This window comes from Caballeronia sp. LP006 (genome assembly GCF_031450995.1).
Taxonomy (GTDB): Bacteria; Pseudomonadota; Gammaproteobacteria; order Burkholderiales; family Burkholderiaceae; genus Caballeronia.
On record NZ_JARTVW010000003.1, the window covers coordinates 121699 to 144445 of the forward strand.

At 60.6% G+C, this 22747-nt stretch carries 13 protein-coding genes; 6 read left to right on the forward strand and 7 right to left on the reverse strand.

Annotated features, from left to right (window positions below; genetic code table 11):
- Positions 1-2 precede the first annotated feature (2 nt).
- On the reverse strand, positions 3-3488 hold the full coding sequence (locus P9250_RS05275; protein WP_250468899.1) for a response regulator: 3486 nt from the start codon (positions 3486-3488) through the stop codon (positions 3-5).
- Between the two features lie 426 nt (positions 3489-3914).
- On the opposite strand from P9250_RS05275, the gene P9250_RS05280 reads away from it, so the two are divergent.
- Positions 3915-4214, forward strand: a complete 300-nt coding sequence (locus P9250_RS05280; RefSeq protein ID WP_244829885.1) for a DUF4148 domain-containing protein — start codon at positions 3915-3917, stop codon at positions 4212-4214.
- Positions 4215-4251: 37 nt separating this feature from the next.
- Here the strand turns inward: P9250_RS05280 and P9250_RS05285 are convergent, their stop codons facing one another.
- The 6 genes from P9250_RS05285 to P9250_RS05310 form a co-directional block, all read right to left on the reverse strand.
- Complete coding sequence (locus P9250_RS05285) at positions 4252-4578, reverse strand: hypothetical protein (RefSeq protein ID WP_310391577.1); 327 nt, start codon at positions 4576-4578, stop codon at positions 4252-4254.
- Positions 4579-4671: 93 nt separating this feature from the next.
- A complete protein-coding gene (locus tag P9250_RS05290) occupies positions 4672-4890 on the reverse strand; it encodes a hypothetical protein (protein ID WP_244829883.1) in 219 nt (72 codons plus the stop codon).
- Positions 4891-4969: 79 nt separating this feature from the next.
- Positions 4970-5713: an acetoacetyl-CoA reductase gene (gene phbB, locus P9250_RS05295; RefSeq protein ID WP_244829882.1), complete on the reverse strand. Its 744-nt coding sequence runs from the start codon at positions 5711-5713 to the stop codon at positions 4970-4972.
- Positions 5714-6558: 845 nt separating this feature from the next.
- The gene (locus P9250_RS05300) at positions 6559-8874 is read right to left on the reverse strand and encodes a cytochrome P450/oxidoreductase (protein WP_310391580.1); all 2316 of its coding nucleotides are present in this window, start codon (positions 8872-8874) and stop codon (positions 6559-6561) included.
- 80 nt (positions 8875-8954) lie between these two features.
- On the reverse strand, positions 8955-12701 hold the full coding sequence (locus tag P9250_RS05305) for an autotransporter outer membrane beta-barrel domain-containing protein (RefSeq protein WP_310391582.1): 3747 nt from the start codon (positions 12699-12701) through the stop codon (positions 8955-8957).
- Between the two features lie 273 nt (positions 12702-12974).
- On the reverse strand, positions 12975-14318 hold the full coding sequence (locus tag P9250_RS05310) for an Nramp family divalent metal transporter (RefSeq protein ID WP_310391584.1): 1344 nt from the start codon (positions 14316-14318) through the stop codon (positions 12975-12977).
- 163 nt (positions 14319-14481) lie between these two features.
- Here P9250_RS05310 and P9250_RS05315 point away from each other — a divergent pair, with 163 nt between their 5' ends.
- From P9250_RS05315 to rpoD, 5 genes are all read left to right on the forward strand, one after another.
- Positions 14482-16506 carry a phage integrase family protein gene (locus P9250_RS05315; RefSeq protein ID WP_310391586.1) on the forward strand — a complete coding sequence of 675 codons (2025 nt, stop codon included), beginning with the start codon at positions 14482-14484 and terminating at the stop codon, positions 16504-16506.
- Positions 16507-16661: 155 nt separating this feature from the next.
- Entirely contained in the window at positions 16662-17840 is a 1179-nt protein-coding gene (locus tag P9250_RS05320; RefSeq protein ID WP_309848244.1) for an AAA family ATPase, read from the forward strand.
- On the forward strand, positions 17841-18812 hold the full coding sequence (locus P9250_RS05325; protein WP_310391588.1) for a ParB/RepB/Spo0J family partition protein: 972 nt from the start codon (positions 17841-17843) through the stop codon (positions 18810-18812).
- A gap of 315 nt (positions 18813-19127) precedes the next feature.
- The gene (locus P9250_RS05330) at positions 19128-20474 is read left to right on the forward strand and encodes a replication protein O (protein ID WP_310391590.1); all 1347 of its coding nucleotides are present in this window, start codon (positions 19128-19130) and stop codon (positions 20472-20474) included.
- A gap of 229 nt (positions 20475-20703) precedes the next feature.
- Positions 20704-22707, forward strand: a complete 2004-nt coding sequence (rpoD, locus tag P9250_RS05335; RefSeq protein ID WP_250510867.1) for an RNA polymerase sigma factor RpoD — start codon at positions 20704-20706, stop codon at positions 22705-22707.
- Positions 22708-22747: the final 40 nt, after the last annotated feature.

Here is a 22747-nt window from a genome sequence, read left to right on the forward strand (position 1 = left end):
GCTCAGACTCGCCGCGGCATCCACACCCGCAACAGCGAATACAGCCGATCCACATCGATCGGCTTCGCCAGATAATCGCTCGCGCCCGCGGCGAGGCATTGCTCCTGATCGTCCTTCATCGCCTTCGCGGTGATCGCGATGATCGGGAGCTTCTTGAAGCGCGCATCTTCGCGGATGCGTCGCGTCGCTTCCAGTCCATCCATGCCGGGCATCATCACGTCCATCAGTACGACGTCGATGTCCGCGTGCCGGTCGAGCGCCTCGATGGCTTCGAAACCATTGCGGCCGATCGCCACTTTCAAACCCTGATGCTCCAGCGCGCTCGATAACGAAAAGATGTTGCGGATGTCGTCGTCCACCAGCAGCACGCGGCGTCCGTCGAGCACGCGGTCGCGCGAACGCGAGACGTGCAGCATCGCCTGGCGATCCGCCGACAGGTCGGATTCGACCTTGTGCAGGAACAGCGTGACTTCATCGAGCAGACGTTCCGGCGAACGCGCACCCTTGATGATGATCGACTGCGAATAACGCATGAGTTCCGCTTCTTCGTCGTGAGTCAGATTGCGGCCCGTGTAGACGATCACCGGCGGAAACGACAAGGCATCCGTCGACGCCATCTGCCGCAGCAGATCGCCACCCTGCATGTCGGGCAGCTTCAGGTCGATGATCATGCAGTCGAAGATGGTCGTCTTCAGCAACTCCAGCGCGTCCTTGCCGAACTCGACAGGCGTGATTTCCACGTCCTGATCGCTGATGAGCTCGACGATGCTTTGCCGCTGCCGCGCATCGTCCTCGACCAGCAGCACGCGCTTGATCTTCTGACTGCTCTTGTCGGCGAGCCGCTGGAAGATGCCCATGAGTTGTTCGCGCGTGGTCGGCTTGACCGCGTGGCCGATCGCGCCGAGGTGCAGCGCGGCCTCGCTTCTGTCCGACGCCGACACGACATGCACGGGAATATGCCGCGTCTTCGGGTTCGCCTTCAACTCTTGCAGAACGACGAGCCCCGAGCGATCCGGCAAGCCGATATCGAGCAGAATCGCGCTCGGCGAACGTTCTTGCGCCAGCCGCAGCGCTTCGCCCGCCGTGCCGCTCACGATGCAGCGATAACCCAGCTCGTGGGCCAGATCGAGCAGCACTTGGGCGAAGCTCGCTTCGTCTTCGATGACGAGCACGAGGCGCCGGCCGGCGGCTGCGGCGTCGAGCCGGTCGTCGTCGATCACGGGCGTCGGTGTGACCAACGCGGCCACGTCATCGAGTGGCGCACTGGGCGTCTCCACCGGAACGGGCGCGGGTGCAGGCACAGGCGCCACGAGTTCGAGCGCGTTTTGCACGGGCGGCGTGAGGGCGTCATAGATGACCGGCATCGTGAGCGTAAAGGTGCTGCCCACGCCCGGCGTGCTCTGCAACGCAATCGACCCGCCGAGCAGATGCGCGAGACTGCGCGAGATCGACAAGCCCAGACCCGTGCCGCCGTAGTGACGGCTCGTGGTGCCATCGGCTTGCTGGAACGCTTCGAAAATCGCTTCCTGCTGATCCGGCGCAATGCCGATGCCCGTATCCGTCACGACGAACTGCACCGCGTCCTTGCCCGCATTCTTCAGCGTGAGCGAGACCGTGCCCGAGTCGGTGAACTTCACCGCGTTGGCGAGCAGGTTCTTGAGTATCTGCTCGAGCCGGCGGAAGTCGGTCGTGAGCGTCGGATATTGCTCGATGTCGTTGCGCAGTTCGAGCTTCAGCTTCTTCTGGCGCGCGAGCGGCTCGAAGGTGCGCGAAAGCGTATCCACGATGCGCTGCACGGGCACATGCTCGATGTGCAGATCGAGCTTGCCCGCTTCCACCTTCGACAAGTCGAGAATGTCGTTGATCAGATTGAGCAGATCGTTGCCCGCCGAATAGATCGTCTGCGCGTACTTGATCTGATCCTGCGTGAGATTGCCGTGCTTGTTCTCCGAGAGCAGTCTCGCGAGAATCAGCGAGCTATTGAGCGGCGTGCGCAACTCGTGCGACATGTTCGCCAGGAACTCGGACTTGTAGCGGCTTGCGCGCTGCAAGGCCTCGGCGCGCTGCTCCAGCACTTCCTGCGCCGAGTTCAGCGCCGCGTTGCGTTCGTCGAGCACGCGCGCCTGTTCCGCGAGTTGATCGTTGGTCTGTTCGAGCTCGGCCTTCTGGTTCGCGAGATACACCTGCGCCTGCGACAGCGCGTTGGTCTGTTGCTCCAGTTCCTCGTTGGTCGTGCGCAGTTCTTCCTGTTGCGTCTGCAACTCTTCGTTCAACTGCTGCGTCTCTTCGAGCACTTGCTGCAAGCGCTCGCGATACTGCGCCGCCTCCACGAAGTCGCCGATATTCCCCGCCACCGACAACATGAACTGGCGCTCGCGTTCCGTGAGCGCGTGCATCGCGCCGAGTTCGATGGCGCCGTTTGCCTCGCCCTCGTTTTCGATCGGGACGACGACGAGGCTCGTCGGCGTGGCCGAGCCGAGCGAAGAGGTGACCTTCCAATAGCCGGCCGGCACTTCGTCCACGTTCGTCAGGCGCTTCGAATGCACGGCCTGCCCGACGAGACTCTTCACGCCCGCGAGCGTCTGCGGCGACGTCTCGCTGTCCGGGTCGAAGCCGAAGCTCGCGGTGCGCCGGAGCGCGCCGTCGACATCGACGACGTAGAACGCGCCTATCGATACCTTGAGGTAGTCGGCCAGAAAGTCGAGCACCGTCTGGCACAACTGGTCGAGCGACTGCCTGCCGATCACCTGCGCCGCGAGCAGCGTCTGTCCCTCGCGCAGCCACGCCTGCTCCTGCAACGCGCGCGTCTGCTTCTCGTGTTCGCTGAGTGCCAGGCCATACGCGTTCGAAAGCTGCAAGAGTTCGCGGCGGCCGAAGACCGCCAGAATCACTGAAAGCGACAGGCTCAGCACGAGAAACACGATGACGGTGATGGTCGTCAGTTCCTTCGCCGACTCCACGCGCTGAATCCGCAGCGTCTGCTCGATGTTGAGAAACGCGTCCAGCTCGCGCACCGTCTCGGCGCGTTCCGCCGCACCGCCTCCGGCACGCATCTGCGCGAGCGCATTGCCGTTGGCGCGACGCTCGGCGATCACGGCATCGGCGACCTTGTCCCATTGTGTCTGCAACGCGCGGATGCGGATCATGCGGTCCACTTGCGGCGTGTTGTCCGAGACGAGCGCGGCGAGCGTATCGATATCGGCGGTGAGCTTGGGTTTGGCGGTCTCGTAAGGCGCGAGGAAGCTCTCGTCGCCGGTGAGCAGATAGCCGCGTACCGCGCTTTCCTTCTCGCCGACGAGCCGCCCGATTTCCTGCGTATTGCCGATCACGCGTTCCGAGTGCTCGACCCAGTCGATGCCCGAGAGCAGATACAACACGAGAGCGACGAACGCGACTGCGGTGACGATGCCCGTCCCCAACGGCAGCGCGATATTTCGCAAGAGAATGCGACGAAACGTGGTTTCATCGACACCGGACCGCAATGGCATGGACAACTCCGATGGATATGGTTTCGTGAATGACGCTCGGTACGCGGCGCACGTATTTGCGCGCTTCGGCCGACGCGCATGTGAAGATTTTTTTCAAATCAGGCCGGTGCGAATCATAACCGGTCAGCGCTTGGAAACGCTTGACGGCGCCTGAAGGCGCTTGATCGCATCGCCCAATACGAACACGCCTTTCGACCCGCGACGTTGCCCAAACCGGCACGTCCGTTCGCGCTCTTTCACTTTGCTGAACAATTGCGCGGACCACCTTACAATGCACGGCAGCGGCGGGCGGCGCAATCCAAAAGGTGAGCGCACGCCGGTCGCTTGGCTTTGGCTGTTCGCTGGTGCTTCTGATTGTGACTGTGCTTATAACCGACCTCGGCGGCCGGTCCCGGCCGCACGAATCAATCGACTTTTGGAGAGGATATGAAAGCAACGCTTGCCAGTAAGCTCGTCGTTTCCGTCATCGTGGCTGCATTCGGTGTTTCCGTCGCGCCGCTGTCTTTTGCTCAGACCAGCAGCACGACGGACGCGACTCAAGCCGCACCGTCGACCAAGGCGCAACGTAAAGCCGCCCGCAAGCAGGCACGCGCGAAGAAGAATGCCGAGCTGAAGAAGCTCGAAGACGCGGGCTACAACCCCGCGAAGCGCGATGATTCCACGTATCCGCAAGACGTCCAGAACGCTCAGAAGAAAGCGGGCATCGGACAAGGCGCAAGCCAGTAAGTCGCTGTGAAGCTCCCGCGCCTTCGGGTGCGGGAGTTTAATCGCGCGCCGCTTGCTCCACGCGCGCCACGCAACTGAACGATACCGTCGAAGTCTGTTCTTCGAGCGAGCGTATGCCGCTCGTCGCTTCGGATCGGATCGACACGCGTTGATCGCGTTGCTTGCAGTAGTCGTTGGCGGCGTCCATTGCGGCACTGCGCGCGGTCGACCAGGACATGCGAGTGCCGGTCGCCTTGCCGGTCACGGTGTAGACATCTGGCCGCGAGCCGGCCGTGACTTCGCTCGTGGTCCCGCACGCGGTGAGTGAAAGAGCGAACGCGAGCGCGCCGCACAGACGCGCGAGTGTGAAGAATGGTAAAGACATACGCTTGAAATGAGCCGTGATTGATGTACGGCCCGCATATTACAAGCGCCCGCGATTTTCTTCACGGGTCAGAGGAAACACAGCGCCTGCGCTTCAGGATTGCGCGATGCGATCGAGCAGCCGCTGAAGCCGCGTATGCTGACTCGGCGCGAGTCCCGGCGTCGATAGCGCCTGCACGACGCGATTGCGCCAGTAAGTCTTCGAAAAAAGCGAATTCGCGCCTTCGAGATTCAGCACCTGTTCGAGATGCTCGATCGCGGAATCGAGATGACCGATGTTGTAGACGGCGGCATCCGCGCTGAGTTGGTTCATGGACTCACCCGTATCGACATGTCGGACGTCATCGACGCGCCACGCGCGATTGAACGCATGACGCGTCGCTCCTTGCTCATCAATGCATGTGCTGGCCGCCGTTGATGGCGATATTCGAGCCGGTCACGAAGCCTGCGTCTTCAGAGCACAGGAACGCGACGAGCGCCGCGACTTCTTCCGGCTTGCCAAGTCGCCCGGCTGGAATCTGCGGAAGGATCTTCGAGTCGAGAATGTCTTGCGGAATCGCGGTCACCATCTTGGTGGCGAGATAGCCCGGCGAGATCGTGTTGACCGTCACGCCCTTTTTCGCCACTTCGAGTGCGAGCGACTTAGTGAAGCCATGCATGCCCGCCTTCGCCGCCGAATAATTGGTCTGCCCGACTTGCCCCTTCGATCCATTGACCGACGAAATATTGACGATGCGGCCCCAGCCGCGCGAGACCATCTCCTCGCAAACCGGCTTCGTCATATTGAAGACGGAATCGAGGTTCGTGCGCAGGACGGAATCCCAGTTCACCTTGCTCATTTTCTTGAAAGTCGTGTCCTGCGTGATGCCCGCATTATTCACGAGGATATCGACGGGACCGACTTCATGCTGGATTTTCGCGACGCAGTGCTGGCTGGAATCGTAATCGGCGACATCCACTTCGTAGGCGCGAAAGGCGCGGCCCTGACGATCCATGTTCGCGAGCCACTCGGACGCCGACGCGTTTCCCGGCGAATGCGTCACGACGACAGCGAAACCCGCATCGTGCAATTTGATGCTGATGGCTTCGCCCAGTCCGCCCATGCCGCCCGTTACCACTGCAATTCGCTTGGTCATTGATGATAGCCCTCGTTACGTTTCTCTCAGATTGATGATGTTCAACTGCTTCTCGCGCCGCACTTTTGGTTTGCAGTCTCGCGGCGCGAAGATGTCAGGCAAAAGCATGCCTGCCCGAAATGTTCGGAAAGCGTCCTCCAGTTGGCGGCGTGGCAGCCTTTAGCACGCCGCGCCTATGCATTCAGTCGACGCAACGACAAATTCAGTAATGTCGATTAAGGAAGTTTTGCACCAAACGGTGCACCAACTAGCTTGCAAAAATCGAGTGGTCCTTTTAATGGACCTTATTGAAAATCTCTCAGGTTCAGCGTTTGCCCTCGCGTACCTCCGACTGTGCAAGAATCGCGAGCGAGCGACTCCGTCGCACGGATATCGTGCGAATGCGCAAACGGAGACTTGAAGTTGTTCGATGAATGGTGCTTGTGCGTCGCACCAATTGAGACTGATTTTAAACGACAAAGGTGAACAATAAATCACATATTACTAGGTAATAACCCTAGTTGAAGTAAAAAGTCCTTTGAATTGCAGCAGATGCATTGTCTAAAGGACCGCACGGCCGTTCATTAATCATCTTATTCAGTCGAAGTCTTGCATGACATTAATCCGTCCGTATAAGGACGGGCAATCTGCAGATAAGACGTGTGATCACAATTCACTATTTGGATCGTTACAGATATGCTTTGGTTATCACAAAACATTCCGAAAACTTATACGAACGATGACGGAGCGGAATATCAACAGTTCACCTTCGGGTTAATCGGCTTTACGATTGATAAAGATCGGACGTATGAACGACCTTTTAAATGCGCTCGAGCGCCGCACAGAAGGTTCGCCCCAGCCGATTATCAAAGCTCCAAAACGAGCCGCGGTCCTTTCGCGCGTGAGCAGCATGTCATCATGCGGCGATTCGATTGCCGCTCTGCTCTAGTCAGGACCACATCGCGATGATCGATTTCTCCTTCGAGCACGCGCACTTCGCAAGAGCCGCATAAACCTTCTTCGCAATCGCTTTGCACATCGACGTTTGCGCGCCTCAGTGTCGCAAGCAAAGTTTCCCCCGCTCCAACCGTCAGCGTGAAGCCGGAGTCCTTCAGTTCCACTTCGAACGCGTGCTCGCTGCCAGGATCGAGTGCACTGAGTGTCGATTCGAAATGTTCCGTGGTGAGCGCGTCTTCCGGCCACGCGTCGCTGACTGCGGCGAGCGCATCGAGCATGCGCGCGGGACCGCATGCGTAGACTTGCGTGCCGCCATCGACGTGCAGCGACGCGAAGTCGATGCGCTCGCCTTCCGCCGACACATACACACGCAGACGGTCGCCATGAAGCGCGGTGAGTTCATCGACGAACGCCATCGACGCGCGCGAGCGGCCGCTGTAGTGCACTTCGTATTCGATGCCAACGGCGCGCGCGCGCCGCGCCATCGCACCGATCGGCGTAATGCCGATACCGCCCGCGATCAGCACGAGCCTGTCAGCGGTCTCGTCGAGCCGGAAGTGATTGCGCGGCCCGCGAATGCACCAATGCGCGCCGGGCTTCGAATTGCCGTGCACCCATGCCGAGCCGCCGCGACTCTCCGTCTCGCGCAGCACGGCGATCTCGAACACGCCGCGCTCGTCCGGGTCGCCGCACAGCGAATACTGCCGCGATAGTCCCGTGTCGCCGCAGACGACATCGATATGCGAACCCGCCGTCCAGCGCGGCAACGCGCGGCCATCGGCGGAAGCGAGACGCACGCGCACGACGCGATCCGCGCACGCCTTTACGCTTTCGACGATCACCGGCCGGCTCACCGCATGCGCCGACGGCTCGCCGATCCGCACCACTTCGCGCGCCTCGCGCACCGACGCGTCCGCGCGCTCCGGGTTCATCGCCGGGTCCCATTCCACGAACACGTGCTCGGGTCCGCGAAACGAAGTGTTCGGCACATAGGTAAAGCGCTGCTCCGCGAGCTTCATGTGCGGCAAACGGCGCGTGAGTTCGTCGAGGAAAATCTGCATCTCCATGCGCGCGAGATTCTTGCCCATGCATTGATGCGCGCCGTAGCCGAAAGTCAGTTGATCGCTGGCGTTTTCGCGGCGGATGTCGAAGAGGTCGGCGTCGGCGAACTGATGCTGATCGTGATTCGCCGATGAGGTCACGATCAACAGCTTCGAGCCCGCCGGAATCGCGATGCCGCCGATGACCACGTCCTTCGTCGCGAGCCGCCGCCACGCCGCGACCGAACCGTTGTGGCGCAGGCATTCCTCGACGGCGTTGGGAATGATGCTCGGGTCGTCGCAGATGTCGCGCCACGCGTCGGGATGTTGCAGCAGCAGCTTCATGGCGTTGGCGGTCGCGTTTGCGGTGGTTTCGTGCGCGGCGACGATACCCGCCATCATCATCGAATGCAGATAGGAGTCGGTGACGACCTCGGGCTGCTCCTTTTGCTTGCGGATTCCGTACTGCATCCAGCCGGGACCGGACGGATCTTCGCGCATCTTGTCGAGCACCTTGCCCGCGTACTGCCAGAAATTGCCGACCGCGTGCGCCACGGCGACCTGCTCTTCGGGCTTCGGACGACCCCATGTATTGACCGTATGCGCGATCGAGTAGCGGCGCAACGTGTCCATGTCTTCCTCGGGCACGCCGAGAAAATGCAGCGCGACGGTGAGCGGCACTTCCCAGAGCATCTGATCGACGAGATCGGCGCGGCCATCGTCGATAAAGCGATCGACGTAGCTGCGCGTGAGCGCGCGGACCATAGGCGCGTGATGCGCGAGCTCGTCGGGCGTGAAGGGCTCCATCAGCGCGCGGCGGCGCGGCATGTGCGCGGGCTGGTCTTCGTTGACGAGCGTGCGGTTGAGCGCAAACCCGTAGGACGCGAGGACGGCGTTGGCTTCGGGACCCGTGGGCGTGATCTTTTCGAGCGCGATCGACGGACTGAACGTGAGGTTGTCGCGGAAGATCGCCTTGATGTCGTCGTAGCGCGTGACGACCCAGTAGCCGAGCTTCGGACTATAAAAGACGGGCTCCTGCTCGCGCGCCCAGCGAACATATTCGGGCGGATCTTGCTGATAGCCGTCGCCGAAGGGATCGAAACTGGCCGCGCGCGAGCTGACAGGGCAGCCGTTCGGGGCGAGAGAGGCATCGTCGTGCAGGGGGCATTGCGGCGCGCTGCTCATCTTCGTCTCCTGTGTTCGTGCTCTTTTAGTCTCCAATAGTATGCATGGAGTCACGCGAGCGAACAGGTTTCAACGAGCGCTCACCACTTCCACCGCACGCCGAGACCGCCTTCGATCGCGCTGCGACGCGCGCCGCCGATATTCGTCGTGTAATTCACGTTGGCGAACGCGCTGCCGCGTGCGCTCACCTTCGCGACGATACCCGCACCGAGTTGCGCGGTCGTGGCGGATACGCTCGTCGGAATCACGGTCGATGCGGCGAAGGTCACGGTATCGGTGGCGCCGAAGTAGCGCCAGAGGTTCGCGCGCAAATAAGGCTGCCACGAAGTCCCGGCCGCATCGAAGTTGCCGAACAAACGTAGGCCGAGCCGCCCGATCAGACCGCTCGCTTCATCGAACGATACGTGCGAGATGCCGTCATCGATATCGTCGAGACTCGCGTGCTGCCAGATCAGTTGCACTTGCGGCTCGATGCCGAGGCCCGCGGGCAGCGCGATGGGCAGCCCTGCTTCGAACGATGCGGCGAATGTCGTGCCGTGTGTGCTGGCGCCGACGCCGCGGTTCGATACCGGATCGGCGGTGAGCGTGCTGCCGAGCACGACGGCATCCGTGTACCAGCCGCCGGGGCCGATGTGCGTCCAGTAGAGGCCGGCGCTGTAGGCATCGACCGAGAGATGGCCCACGGCTGAGTTGGGGAAGCCGAGCGCGAAGCCGCTGACGTCGCCGCTTGCGCGCGCGAAGCCGAGGAAAAAGCCATAGTGATTGCGATGACCGGTGGAGCTGGCATCGGCGTACACATCGTGTCCAACTTGCGCGCCACCGATTCCACCGCTGAATTCCGGGTCCGCCGCGCCGCTGTTGCGCAGCGTCGCGTGGCCGCCCCAGACGCGCGCCCATGCGGCGGGCAGCGCGCCGGTTTCGCCTAGCAATGACTGCTCGCCCTGACGTTCGTGGAATGTGCCGATTTGCTGGATCGCCAGTTCGCGCATGATGATCGGCACTTCGGTGTAGACGGGCACTTCGGTTCGATAAAGCGGCGTCGGAGCCGCGCCTGGCGGTGGCGGCGGCGGAAGCGGTGGTGTTCCGGCGGCGGCGGTTGGAGTCGGTGGGTTTGGTGTCGGTGTCGGTGTCGGTGTCGGTGTCGGTGTCGGTGTCGGTGTCGGTGTCGGTGTCGGCGTTGGCGTTGGCGTTGGTGTTGGCGTTGGTGTTGGTGTTGGCGTTGGTGTTGGTGTTGGCGTTGGCGATGGCGATGGCGCTGGCGCTGGCGCTGGCGCTGGCGTTGGCGTTGGCGTCGGCGTCGGCGTCGGCGTCGGGGTCGGCGTCGGCGTTGGCGTTGGCGTTGGCGTTGGCGTTGGCGTCGGCGTCGGCGTCGGCGTTGGCGTTGGCGTTGGCGTTGGCGTTGGCGTTGGCGTTGGCGTTGGCGTTGGCGTTGGCGTTGGCGTTGGCGTTGGTGTCGGTGTCGGTGTCGGTGTCGGTGTCGGTGTCGGTGTCGGTGTCGGTGTCGGTGCCGGTGCCGGTGCCGGTGCCGGTGTCGGTGTCGCGGGCGTAACCGGAGCCGGAGGCACGCTCGACCGCAGATACCAGTTGTCAGCCGTTCCATCACTGACACCGCCCTTGAACAGGTAATACTGGAAAGCGCCCGCCGCTACCGGATGCGCCAGCGTGAACGCGCCCGCCGATGTCGTCGCGCCGCTGGTTGCCTGCACGACCTGGATCCCGTTGTTCGCCGTGAGCCCACCAGCGCCGCCGACGTTAGTTACGCCAATCGAAGTCGTCCCGGCGCCCACGCCTTGCGCAATCACGAGTCTGTCGCTCGGCGCGCCGTCCGCGCCTACGACGCTCTGCACCAGCATCCGGCCGTTGTTGCCCGTGTAGTTGCCATTCACGACGAACGCATCGCTCGTACTCGCGCCGCCGTTCGTCAGGTCGATCGTTCCCGCGTTGTTCAGCGTAACGAGTTGTCCGACGACGGCGGGCTGGAGCGCCGCGCGCCCGATGCCGCCCGCCAAAATCGTGCTCGCCGCATCGAGATTGAGTAATCCGGCGCCGGTCGTGGTATCGCCGAGCGTCAGGCCGTTTGCATCGAACGTGAGTTGCGTTGCATTCGATGCAGTAATCGTCTCCCAACCGACGAAGCGGTTCAGCCCGCTCACTTGCGAATTGTCGAATGTCAAAGCGTCGATGCCCGCGCCGCCGTCGATGCGCGTCGTCGCGGCGAATGTCGCATCGGTCAGATTGCGAATCGTGGCAGTGTCGTTGCCCGCGCCAAGCGACACGGGCCCGCTGATCGCGCCGCCGCTCCAAGCGAGCGTGTCCGCTCCGCTCGTCGTCGTCACGCCCTGACCGATCGTGCCGCCCGTGATGGTCAGCGTGTTCGTGCCGCTGCCGAGATCGACCCGTCCGCCAATCGTCCCGCCCGAAAGCGAGAAAGTGTCGTCGTTCTGGGCGGCGGTGACGTTGCCGTCGATTTGTCCGCCGGACATCGTGAAGACGTTGTTGCCGATGTTCAGGTCCGCTGTGCCGATGCGCCCGCCCGTGATTTGCGCAACATCGCCATTCGCGAACACGCCGACGATGCGTCCTCCGGACATCGTGAGCGTGTCGCGTCCATCGCCTTGATCGAGCGAATCGAGCTGGCCCGCCGTCATCGTGAAGGCGTCGATGCCATCGCCCTGGCGGACCTGTCCCGTGACCGTTCCGCCGTTCATGTTGAACGTGTCGCTTCCGGTATCGGTGCGCACGGCAACGCCCGCGCTTCCGGCAATCACGCCCGTATTGCTGATCGACACGTTGATGCGCCCGTTCGCCACGACGGCCTCACCGGTGTCGCCGCGAATCGTCCCGGAGTTGCTAATCGTCTCGGCTCCGTTGGCAATCGTCACGCCGGTCGCGCCTTGAATCGAGCCGGCGTTGTCGAGCGTGCCGCCGCCGTTCGCTGCGATCCCGCTTGCCTGCTGACTCACGATGCTCGCGCCCGCCGCATTCACGAAGGACACGCGCCCGGTGATGGAGGCGCCCGTTCCGCCAGCGCCGCGCGCGGTGATCGTGCCGGTGTTGGCGATTGCGCCTGGCGAGGCATCGAGCGAAGCGATGCCATGCGCGCCATCGCCCGACACGTCGATCGCGCCATTGTTCGTGATGACGTTGCCGCCCGCACTGGCGTTGACAAAGACGCCGTGCGCCAATGCACCGGTCGTCGTGATCGTGCCGTTGTTCACGAGGGAATCGCCATGCGTCACGGCGGCCATGCCGTACGAGTTCGCGCCGCTCGTGGCGACGCCTCCGTCATTGATCAGCGTGCCGCTGCCCGAACTTTGAGAGTCGATCATCGCTGCGGCGTTCGCACCGTTCGTGCGGATGACGCCCGTCGATTCGTTGTGGATCGTGACCGCGGCAGCGGAGTTGAAGATGCCCGCTGCGCCCGAGCCGGTGGTAAAGACGGCGCCGCCGTTCAGCAGCGTATTTCGTCCGGCGCCAATGCCTTGACTTGTCATGGCATTGGCGCCGCCAGCGTTGATCCGCAGCGTGCCGCCGTTGCTTGCGAGGCTCGTGTCGCGGATGAGGATGCCGCTGTTGCTACCGACATCGAGTTCGGCGCCGGGCAACACTTCGATCGTTACGTTGACGCTGCCTGAAACCGCGATGACCGGCGAGGTCGAGGGATTGGGCACGCGGGTATCGCACGTAGCCGTCTCGCCGGATTGCGGTGCGTTGTTATCACATGCGCCCAGAGCCGGCAGCGCGCGCGAAAGACAAAAGACACCGAACGCGAGCGATAACCCTCGAACGAGCGGCGTCAGGTGAACAGCGGGCCTCAAGCAGTTCATGTTTTTTCCGACGCCCCGACTGTTTCGTTTTTCCTGGCGTGGATGCGGAGAGTTGCACGCACGCCAACGACCGACTCACCTGCTACCACGGTGCAAAGGTCAGGTTAGTGCACGGGTTTCATTTAAGCAAAGCATGCTGAAGAATCTATCGCGTCGGCGTTTTCAGGGACTTCGTCTTTGATGGATGGTCGTTGAAAGGCTTTGTGCCATCACTCCGTCCTTAAGCCATTTCGACTACTCGGCCGTTCTATCTATATAGAGGACGTGGCGCGTTCAAACGAAAAAGGTATCGACGAGCAGTTTCACGTTGAGCACGACGATCACCGCCGCAACCAGCCACGCCAGCGCGGCGGTCCAGCGCGAAACGACGAAGACACCCAATTTGCGTCGGTCCGAAACGAATCGGACGAGCGGGATGACGGCAAAAGGCAATTGCATCGACAGGATCACCTGACTCAGGACGAGCAGATGCGTCGTGCCCTTCTCTCCATACAGCGCGGTAACGACAACGACCGGCACGATAGCAAGACCTCGCGTGATGAGCCGTCGCGCCCAGTTCGGAATGCGCAGTCGCAGAAAACCTTCCATGACGATTTGGCCGGCGAGCGTCGCGGTGACGGTCGAGTTCAGGCCCGACGCGAGCAGCGCGACCGCGAACAAGGTCGATGCAATGCCGAAACCCAAAAGCGGCGACAAGAGCCGGAACGCTTCCTCGATCTCGACGACTTCGAAATGGCCCTTCGCGTGGAACACGGCGGCGGCCACGATCAGGATCGCCGCGTTGACGAAGAGCGCGAGGGTCAGCGCGATCGTGCTGTCGATGGTCGCGAAACGGATCGCCTCGCGGCGGGCGGGAATCGAATCGCCGAACGCGCGCGTCTGCACCACCGAAGAATGCAGATACAGGTTGTGCGGCATGACCGTCGCGCCGAGGATGCCAATGGCCACGTACAGCATTTCGCGATTCGTCACGATTTCCGTCGATGGCACGAAGCCGCGCATGACCTCGCCCCAAGGTGGCGCGGCTGCGGCGATCTGCAAGGCAAAGCAGCCTGCTATCACGACGAGCAACACGATGACGAACGCTTCGAGCAGGCGAAAACCCTTGTTGATCAGGAAGAGCAGCAGGAAAGCATCGAGCGCGGTGACGAGGGCACCGGCGATCAACGGAATACCGAACAGCAACTTCAACGCGATGGCCGTGCCGATGACTTCGGCCAGATCGCACGCGATGATCGCCGCCTCACAGGCGAGCCAAAGTGCGAGATTCACCGGTTTCGAATAATGATCGCGGCACGCCTGCGCCAGATCGCGGCCGGTCGCCACGCCGAGCCGCACGGCAAGCGATTGCAGAAGAATCGCCATCAGATTGGAAAGAAGGATGACGGCGAGCAGTGTATAGCCGAAGCGCGATCCCCCCGCGATGTCCGTCGCCCAGTTGCCCGGATCCATATAGCCGACCGAGATCATGTAGCCTGGCCCGGCGAAAGCGAGAAAGCGCCTGAACCACCATCCGCCCACCGGCACGCGCACCGACGCGAAGACCTCCGGAAGACTCGGGCGGGGAGCGTCGTCCTCTCCCGATTGCTTCAACTCGGGGCGTCTGGGTCCGCGCATCGGCACGTCTCTCCTGAAAGTCCGCTATGAACGTGCTGGAAATATGCGCCTTGCGAATTGAACATTCAAGCTGACGGTTCGTTCGACATCGGCCTTCGAATCGCACAGTCTGATTAATCCACTTATCAGACTGTGCGATTTTCCTTGTCAAATTCGAAGCTGGTTGATAACCTTCCCGCAAATTGTTGAATACAAAGGGAAATCAAGCAGGATGGCAACAGCTAACCCGGCGAGTATAACCAATCCGGCTGCGGACACGCCCCGCTTTTCGCTCACGCGCCGCCTGACTCGCCAACACTTTGCGCTGTATCGCGGCTATTTAGATGGCGTCTCCGAGGCAAAACTTCACGCGTCTTATGGCGATGCCGGTACGGATGTCCGCACCACGCGTCGGCTTATCGTCACGTTGCGCGACACGCTTTCCGTGCTGGCCCGACGCGCGCACGATACCGACGCCGCTTACCTCTTACGGTTGCGGCCGGGCAGTATCCCGCTTTTCGAGCCGCCGCAGACGCAAGACACGCCATCGCTCGATGAATACCGTGAGCGGATCGACCCCGACGGCGTCTATAGCGAAGCCGAATTACTAGCGCTCCACGAGGAAGAATATCCACCCGGCGCCACACCGGCGCTGGATCGGCGGGCTTCCCGCAATCTCCGGCTGCGACGGCGGCAGACCGACGCGCTTTCGCGAATGGAGGCAAGTCTCGCGCAAGAGCCACGGCCGGATCACCCGCTGGACGGCTGGTTCGAACCGGCTGTGACCGCGCGGCTCGCGGCGGTCGGGCTTTCCACCGTCGGGGACGTCGTTTCGCTGATCGAAACTCGGCGCCACCGCTGGTACACGGTGGTTCCGCGACTCGGGCCGAAAGGCGCGCAGCGAATCGTGGACTGGCTGCAACTTCACGCGAACGCGCTTCGCCATACTTTTTCACCGTTGGCCCTTGTGCCGCGGCGCGATTGGCCGAGTGACGCATCGGCACGAGGTTCTGAATGGACCGGGTCGCGGGACGAGACGCTTCGGATTGCCCCGCTCGAAGCGCTGCGAGTTCCTGCTGCGCTTGATGGGTCGAAGGGGACGAATCGACGGCCGTCAGAATTTGGCACGGATCTGCAGGCAATCCACGCGTGGCTCGCCGCGCGAACGGCCAGCGCGCACACGCAAAGGGCTTATCGCCGGGAAGCAGAACGGTTGCTGCTCTGGGCCGTGGTGGAAAAACACAAGCCGATGTCGTCTTTAGACGAGGCCGACTGCAACGAGTACATCACGGCTTTTTTACCGAATCCGCAGCCTTCCGCGCGCTGGGTGGCAAAAGGTCGCGTCGATCGATGCCTTTCGAGCTGGCGGCCTTTTGCCGGGCCACTTTCTGATCGAAGCCGGGAATCCGCGCGCGCAATTTTAAGCGCGATGGGCGCGTGGCTAGAGGCGCAGGGGTATCTGGCGACAAACCCATTTATTGCACAGACGCGTGTGGCCGAGCCGCCGGTCTTCGACGCCGTGGACCGCTCACTCGATACGGATCAGTGGCAGATTGTGCTGCAGTCGGTATCGCGCGATGTCTATGGTTTCGCCGAGCATCGTGACCGCTTGGCGCTGCTTTTGGCGTATGCCACCGGCATGCGTCGGGGAGAACTAGCCGCAGCGACTACGGAAGCGCTATCGGTCGGACGGCTTTCCGGCGTTGCCGGTCCGATCTGGCGAGTACGCGTCGCGCGTCAGCGCGGCGAACCAAGAACAGTGTTTTTGCCGCCGGCCGTTGCGGAAGCGCTGATCGAAAATCTGGCGCTTCGCGGTTTGTCTGATCCCTTGGCCTGTCCAGAAGGCACGCCGATTCTCGCGCAGACTCGCGGCGGCAATGCACTTGGGCCGGATGGCATCGGCAAACTGTTCAAGCGGGTGTTCGCAAATGCGGCCGCTCTCGCCGAGGGTTATGTTCCCGGCTCCGGCAAGCGCCTCGCACAGGCCAGCACTCATTGGATTCGACACACGCACTCCGTTCATGCGCTGACGCACGGCGCTGCGTTACCGGAGGTCAGCGCTAACTTGGGTCATTCGAAACTTTCGACGACGAAGGTTTACCTGGAAAATCAGGATTCGTCCAAACTACTAGGCGTCGAACGATTGATTCGGAGGGCAACATTCGCCGCTCAAGGGCCCTTGTCGACTGATTCGCTGCCCGTCAAGTAAACGTCGTGTTGTAAAAACGCCCGATTTCGGGATAAAACAACTTCAGAGTTTACTTGAGGTTTACCGGTTGGCCGTTTATTCTTCGGTTTGCAGCATGTTTTCCACAAACCGAAGAATCTATAGCTTACTTAGGCCCGCCAGTGACCGCGAATTCAATGCTAAGCGCTCGGCTTCCCGAAGTCGATCAATCCGTCTCAATCGAGACGCTCTTGGGAGTGGCCGCCCAAGCCACTGACATTCTTAATCAGATCCGCGACGCAATGCTGGAGCCGTATCCCCGCAAAAGCGCGCCGACTTTCACGAGTGCTCAGGTGGCCTCGCTTTGCGGAGTCGATAAGCAGCGGTTTCAGTACCTCACGACCAAGGGTGAACTTCCCGCTGGAACGTCGAAAGGCGCCGGCCGGAGCAAGGAGTTCACGCTTGAAGAAACGTTGACGTGGATTCGGGCGACCAAGGAGCGAGCGCGAAGACCCGAGGGTAAACGCGGACGTATCGTTACTGTCGCGAACTTCAAGGGTGGTGTTGCGAAAACCACCACTGCAGTATCCGCCGCCCAAGCGCTCACTCTGCTCGGCCGGCGCGTGCTGGTAATCGATTGCGACCCGCAAGGCACGACTACGCAGCTTTGCGGCTGGGCACCGGATGCGGAGATCTCCGACGATCAGACGCTCCTTCCACTTATATACGGCGATCAGCAAACGCTGCACTACGCGGTGCAGGAGACCTATTGGCACAACCTGGATCTCGTCCCAGCGTCATCGTCCTTGTTTGACGCCGAGTTCGAGATTCCTGCCAAGGTTCTCAACGACAGCACGTTCGAGTTTTGGGAGATTTTGCGCAAAGGCCTGTTGCCGCTAACGGCGGAGTATGACGCCGTTGTCATAGACACGCCGCCTGCGCTTAGTTACCTCACGATCAACGCTCTGCTCGCCTCCGACGCAATCTTGCTGCCCTGCCCGCCCGAAGCACTCGACTTTGCCAGCTCGACTCAATTCTGGCATCTATTCGCGGACATCGCGAAGAAGCTGCCCGGCGTGCTCGAACAGAAGCGCTTCGACTTCGTCAATGTGATTCTGACCAAGGCAAAGTCCGACGATGTGTCGCGCGTCGTGCGCGGCTGGCTTCAGAAGGCTTATGGCGATCGCGTCCTTCCGTTTGAGATTCCCGAGTCGACGGTACCGAAGGGCGCTTCTGCTCAGCTGTCCACGGTCTATGACTTGTCGAAGCCCGATGGAAGCACTGCCGCGTACAACCGGTTCAAAGAGCCGCTCGATCGGCTCGCCGAACATCTCGACGCGCAGTTCGTCCGCGCCTGGAATCAATCGGAGGCTTAAATGGGTATCGGCGACAGACTGCTGGCAAAGACGGCAAACATTGGAACCAAGGCGGCCGAGCCAAATCAGCCGCGTGCCACGAGCACGGAGGCGCGGACGTCACCCGGAAGGTTGATGGACGCGCAGCATCGCATCAACACGGCGCAGGCGCGCATCAAAGAATTGGAAACGCAGCTCGAAGAGCGAGCCGCCTTGGAAGTACCGCTTGACGCGCTGATCGAGGTCAGCGGGCGGCGGCGGAAGCTGACCAGCGAACAGTTCCAGGAACTGAAGAGCAACCTTTCCCAGCACGCTCTTGCAACGCCAATTTTGGTGCGCACGCTTACCGATGGGCGTTATGAAATCGTGGCTGGTCACAACCGTGTGGCCGCATATCGCGAGCTTGGTCGCAACACTATCCGCGCTAACGTGGCGTCGATCGAAGAAGGTGAAATTGAATTTGCGGCGTTCTTCTCGAACCTGCTTTCACCTTCTCTGACCGACTTCGAGAAGTATTGGAATTTCAAACGCCTGCAGGAGCTGAGCGGGCTTTCGCGCACCGAAATTTCGGAGAGCGCGGGACTTAGCAAAAGCCACGTTACCCGCATTTTTTCGTTCGACGCTCTGCCAGAGGCTGCGAAAGCGGCGCTTGCGGAAAAGCCGGAAAGACTCGGCAGCAATGCTGCGCAAAAGCTCGCCGCTTTAACTGAGGCAGGCAAAGCGGAAAAAGTCGTTGAAGCAATTCGCCGATTGATTGATGACGAAAATTTTACGCAAGACAAAGCAGTGGCGCTGGCGGCGGAGAAGCCTAAGGCGATCGCACCTAGTACTACTGTCGTTCGTGCGGGACGGAGAAAGGTCTGCGAGGTCTCAACGAGGAACGGCGTAGTCGGAGTTCGATTCTTCGAGAACGACGCAGGTGACGCCGAGCAATGGGGGCAACGAATTGCAGACTTCATCAACAAGACGTTGACCGAAACCGAAAGAAGCTGAGGCTCTACTAGATTTTACTTTTAAATCAACGAGTTACTTGTAGCTCAGATGGCGCCAACCGATGAGCCTACTAGAAACTCGTTAATAATCAATCACTTGAAAATATAAACGCGAGGCAACGATGTAAGTAATTTGCGTTAAAAAGACAAAAGCCTTCGGCGCCAACCGAAGGCTTTTGAATTCGGGCTCAACTGCTGCTCGCCCGGTCCGCTTCCCGACGCCAATCGGGTCACGAAGTACACAGATCGAAGTTTAGCGGATCGCGATCGGCAGTCAAGCGTTTGTCCTCCATTTTCAAAAATGGATGTACTTGACATGCATATCGCGCAACTTTCCGTTGCAGGCGAGGACTTTTCTCGCCTCGAAAACCACGAATTATCCGAGAACTTTGCGGACCAACAAGCGCTCGATGATTACGCTTGCGATCGGTCCAATCTTCCCTGGGTCATCTTTCGAGCCGCTCACCGAGCGAATCATCTCGCCGCACTGCCTGCCCGCGCTCGAGCCCTACTCGCCGCTCTGGCTCGCACTGTCGACGCACGTCGTCCCTACGCGGCAATCTTCGCTCGCCGTGAATTGCTAACCGGCCGCGCAATGCAGTCTATGCGTACGTTCTATCGAAGCCTTGAGGATCTGGAGAAGGAAGGCTTGATTGCACGCCCTCCGCAGACTCGCTACGGCGCCGCTGGGCTGTTCGGACGTGCCTATCTACATCTCACCCCAAAGATCGTTACGCTTCTGGGTCTTGTTGAGCCAGGTAGCGATACGACAACTCAGGCTCAAAATTTAAACGAGCCGAAATCAAACCGCGAGCAACCTTCTTCCTTGGCCTCGCCGTCTGCCACGGTGGCAGACGGCACTATATATAAGGATCTATACCCTACTAATCAAAAGAGACAACCAGGAAAGCTCCCCGCGGACCTCGAACGCCTGCGCGGTCTGGGCTTTCGTCATTTCCTGATCTTCCGGCTCATGCGCGAAGCGTCTGAACACGCAAAGCGTCTGTCCGATGTAGTCGAAGCCTCCTGGAAACACCTCCAACGGGCGAAGCATCCGATCAGCTATCTTCGGGCACTACTTCGTGCCCCCGTCGACTTTGCATACCGCGTGCGGACCATTCACGAAGGACACGTTGAGACGCAAACTCAAATTGCTCGCGACATCGAACTGCAAAGAGCCTCTGCCGAACTTGCCGGTCAATCTTTTGTGAGCCATGACGGAGCAAGAACATTCCTCGTTTCTGAGGACGCAAAATCCGTCACCACGCATCATCGCAACGAGCGACACTCCCGCACTAGGGCAGGCGCCTGGGCGACCGACCTCCTCGCGGCCATCAAAGCCGGGAAGATCGTTCCGCACAGATCTGATGCGCCGCCAGCGCAAGGTTCGCGCTCTAAATCTCAAATCGATGACACGCATGACCTAAAGACGTCGACTTGCTCGCACGCGGCGCAGTCGCGCTTGAAAGCGCTGAAGTTGCTCATACTTGCTAAACAGGCCGAAGGGCTAAATGGACTGCCAAGAGCGTTGAACAGTGCGTCCGTCATCGAAAAGGCGAGCATCGAACAAGTGCCAGCGCGTACGCGAATCTCGAGCCTTGTCGCCGACACTGGCTATATTGAAGCCCAAGCTGGCATATTGAAAAAACAGCCCACATCGTAACGAATGCTGATATAGTCTAAGGTTGCGCCCGCTAGGGCGAATGGAAGGTGCAGTACGTCGAACTAGACGGGACTGTGCATTTTGCTCGAAGCGATTTTCAGCCACCCGTCCATATAGAGTCAGCAGTCTCGGCAACGAAAAGCGTGCGCCGAATGCTTACCAAAGTCAGCGAGCCTTTTTGCTCGCGCACGGACCTGTCATCGTCGAGCAAACCTGTCGAGGAGAAAGTATGGCAAGTTTTGATCGGGAAGATTCGGAGCTGGATATTGTCGCGCCGGCGCGCAGGTCCGCGGGTCGACGGGCAGGGAAGGGTAAGGGCCAGACCGGCACGATGCAGCCCGATGTCCCCACGACGGCGGAGCAGGAAGAGGAGCGTCAGCGCCAAATGCGCGCGCTCATTCAGTTGGGCAAGGAGCGGGGGTATTTGACCCACGCCGAAATCAATGACCACTTGCCTGACAACTTCGCGCAAACTGCGGCGATGGAAACCATCGTTAGCACGTTCAACGACATGGGCGTCGCGGTGTATGAGCAAGCGCCCGATGCTGAAACACTGCTTTTGAGCGATAACGCGCCTGCTGTCGTCGCCGATGAACAGTCGGAAGAAGAAGCCGAGAACGCGCTGCAAACCGTCGATTCCGAGTTCGGCCGCACGACGGACCCCGTTCGCATGTATATGCGTGAAATGGGTGCAACCGAACTGTTGACGCGCGCTGGCGAAATCGCCATTGCGAAGCGCATTGAAGATGGCTTGCATGAAATGATTCAGGCCATCGCTGCGTGCCCGTCCACGGTCGCCACTATTCTTGCGGACGCGGCTCAGGTCGAATCGGGTGAGATCAAGATCGACGAACTCGTCGACGGTCTGAAGGAAGACGATACGGTAGAAGAAGATATTTCGGCATCCGATACATCGGACACTTCCGAGATTGATACGGACACCGAAGAATCCGGCGACGATGAAGATTCCGAAGACGACCTCGAAGGCGGCGATTCCGCTGCATCGAATGAAGCGCGTTTGAAGCAACTCAAAGCGGATTGCCTGGAAGTTTTCGCGCGCGTGAGCGACCTTGCCGAGCAAGCAAGCAGTCCGAAGAGTTCAGGCGCCGCGGCTTCGAAGGCCGTCGAACGGGCACGCGCGGAGATTCAACGCGAGCTCGGTTCCATTCGCTTCACGGCGAAGACCATCGACCGTTTGTGCGCGGACGTCCAGCAGCAGGTTGCGCAAGTTCGCGAGATCGAGCGTCGCGTGCTGCAAATCGCGGTAGATCGTTGCGGCATGCCGCGCGACAAGTTCGTCGAATCGTTCCCGGGCAACGAGACCGATCTCGAATGGACGGCGCGCACTGCGGCGGCTTCGCGTCAATACGGCGCGTCGCTCGAGCGCAGTTTGCCGGCCATTCAGGCTGAACAGCAAAAGCTCATCGACATCGAAGCGCGTGTTGCATTGCCGCTCAAGCAGCTCAAGCAGATCAATCGTCAGATGACGGCTGCCGAGTTGAAAATGCGTCAGGCTAAGCGTGAAATGATCGAGGCAAATCTGCGTCTCGTGATTTCGATTGCGAAGAAGTACGTCAACCGCGGCATGCAGTTTCTCGACTTGATTCAGGAAGGCAATATCGGCTTGATGAAGGCAGTGGACAAGTTCGAATATCGTCGTGGCTGGAAGTTTTCGACGTATGCAACCTGGTGGGTTCGTCAGGCTGTGACGCGTTCGCTTGCCGATCAGGCGCGCACGATTCGCGTGCCGGTTCACATGATCGAAACGATCAACAAGCTGAACCGCATTTCGCGTGAAATCCTGCAGCAGACGGGACAGGAAGCGCATCCGTCGGTGCTCGCGGAACGCATGGAAATGCCGGAAGAGAAGATTCGCGGCATCCTGAAGATTGCGAAGCAACCTGTGTCGCTCGAAACGCCGGTCGGTGAAGATGCCGACGCGACGCTCGGTGACATGATCGAGGACCAAGGCGCGGCATCGCCGGCGGATGCGGCCGTGCACGCGAATATGCGCGCCGCAATCGACGATGCGCTCAACGCGCTTTCGCCGCGCGAAGCGAAGGTTCTGCGCATGCGCTTTGGTATCGATACGGCGTCCGACTACACGCTCGAAGAATTGGGCAAGCAGTTCGATGTGACGCGCGAGCGTATTCGCCAGATTGAAAGCAAGGCAATGCGCAAGCTCATGCATCCGAGCCGCGCGGACAAGCTACGTCCTTTCTTGGATCGCTGATCGTTTTAAGGGCTGTTGAGGCATCGAAACGCGCCGCCAG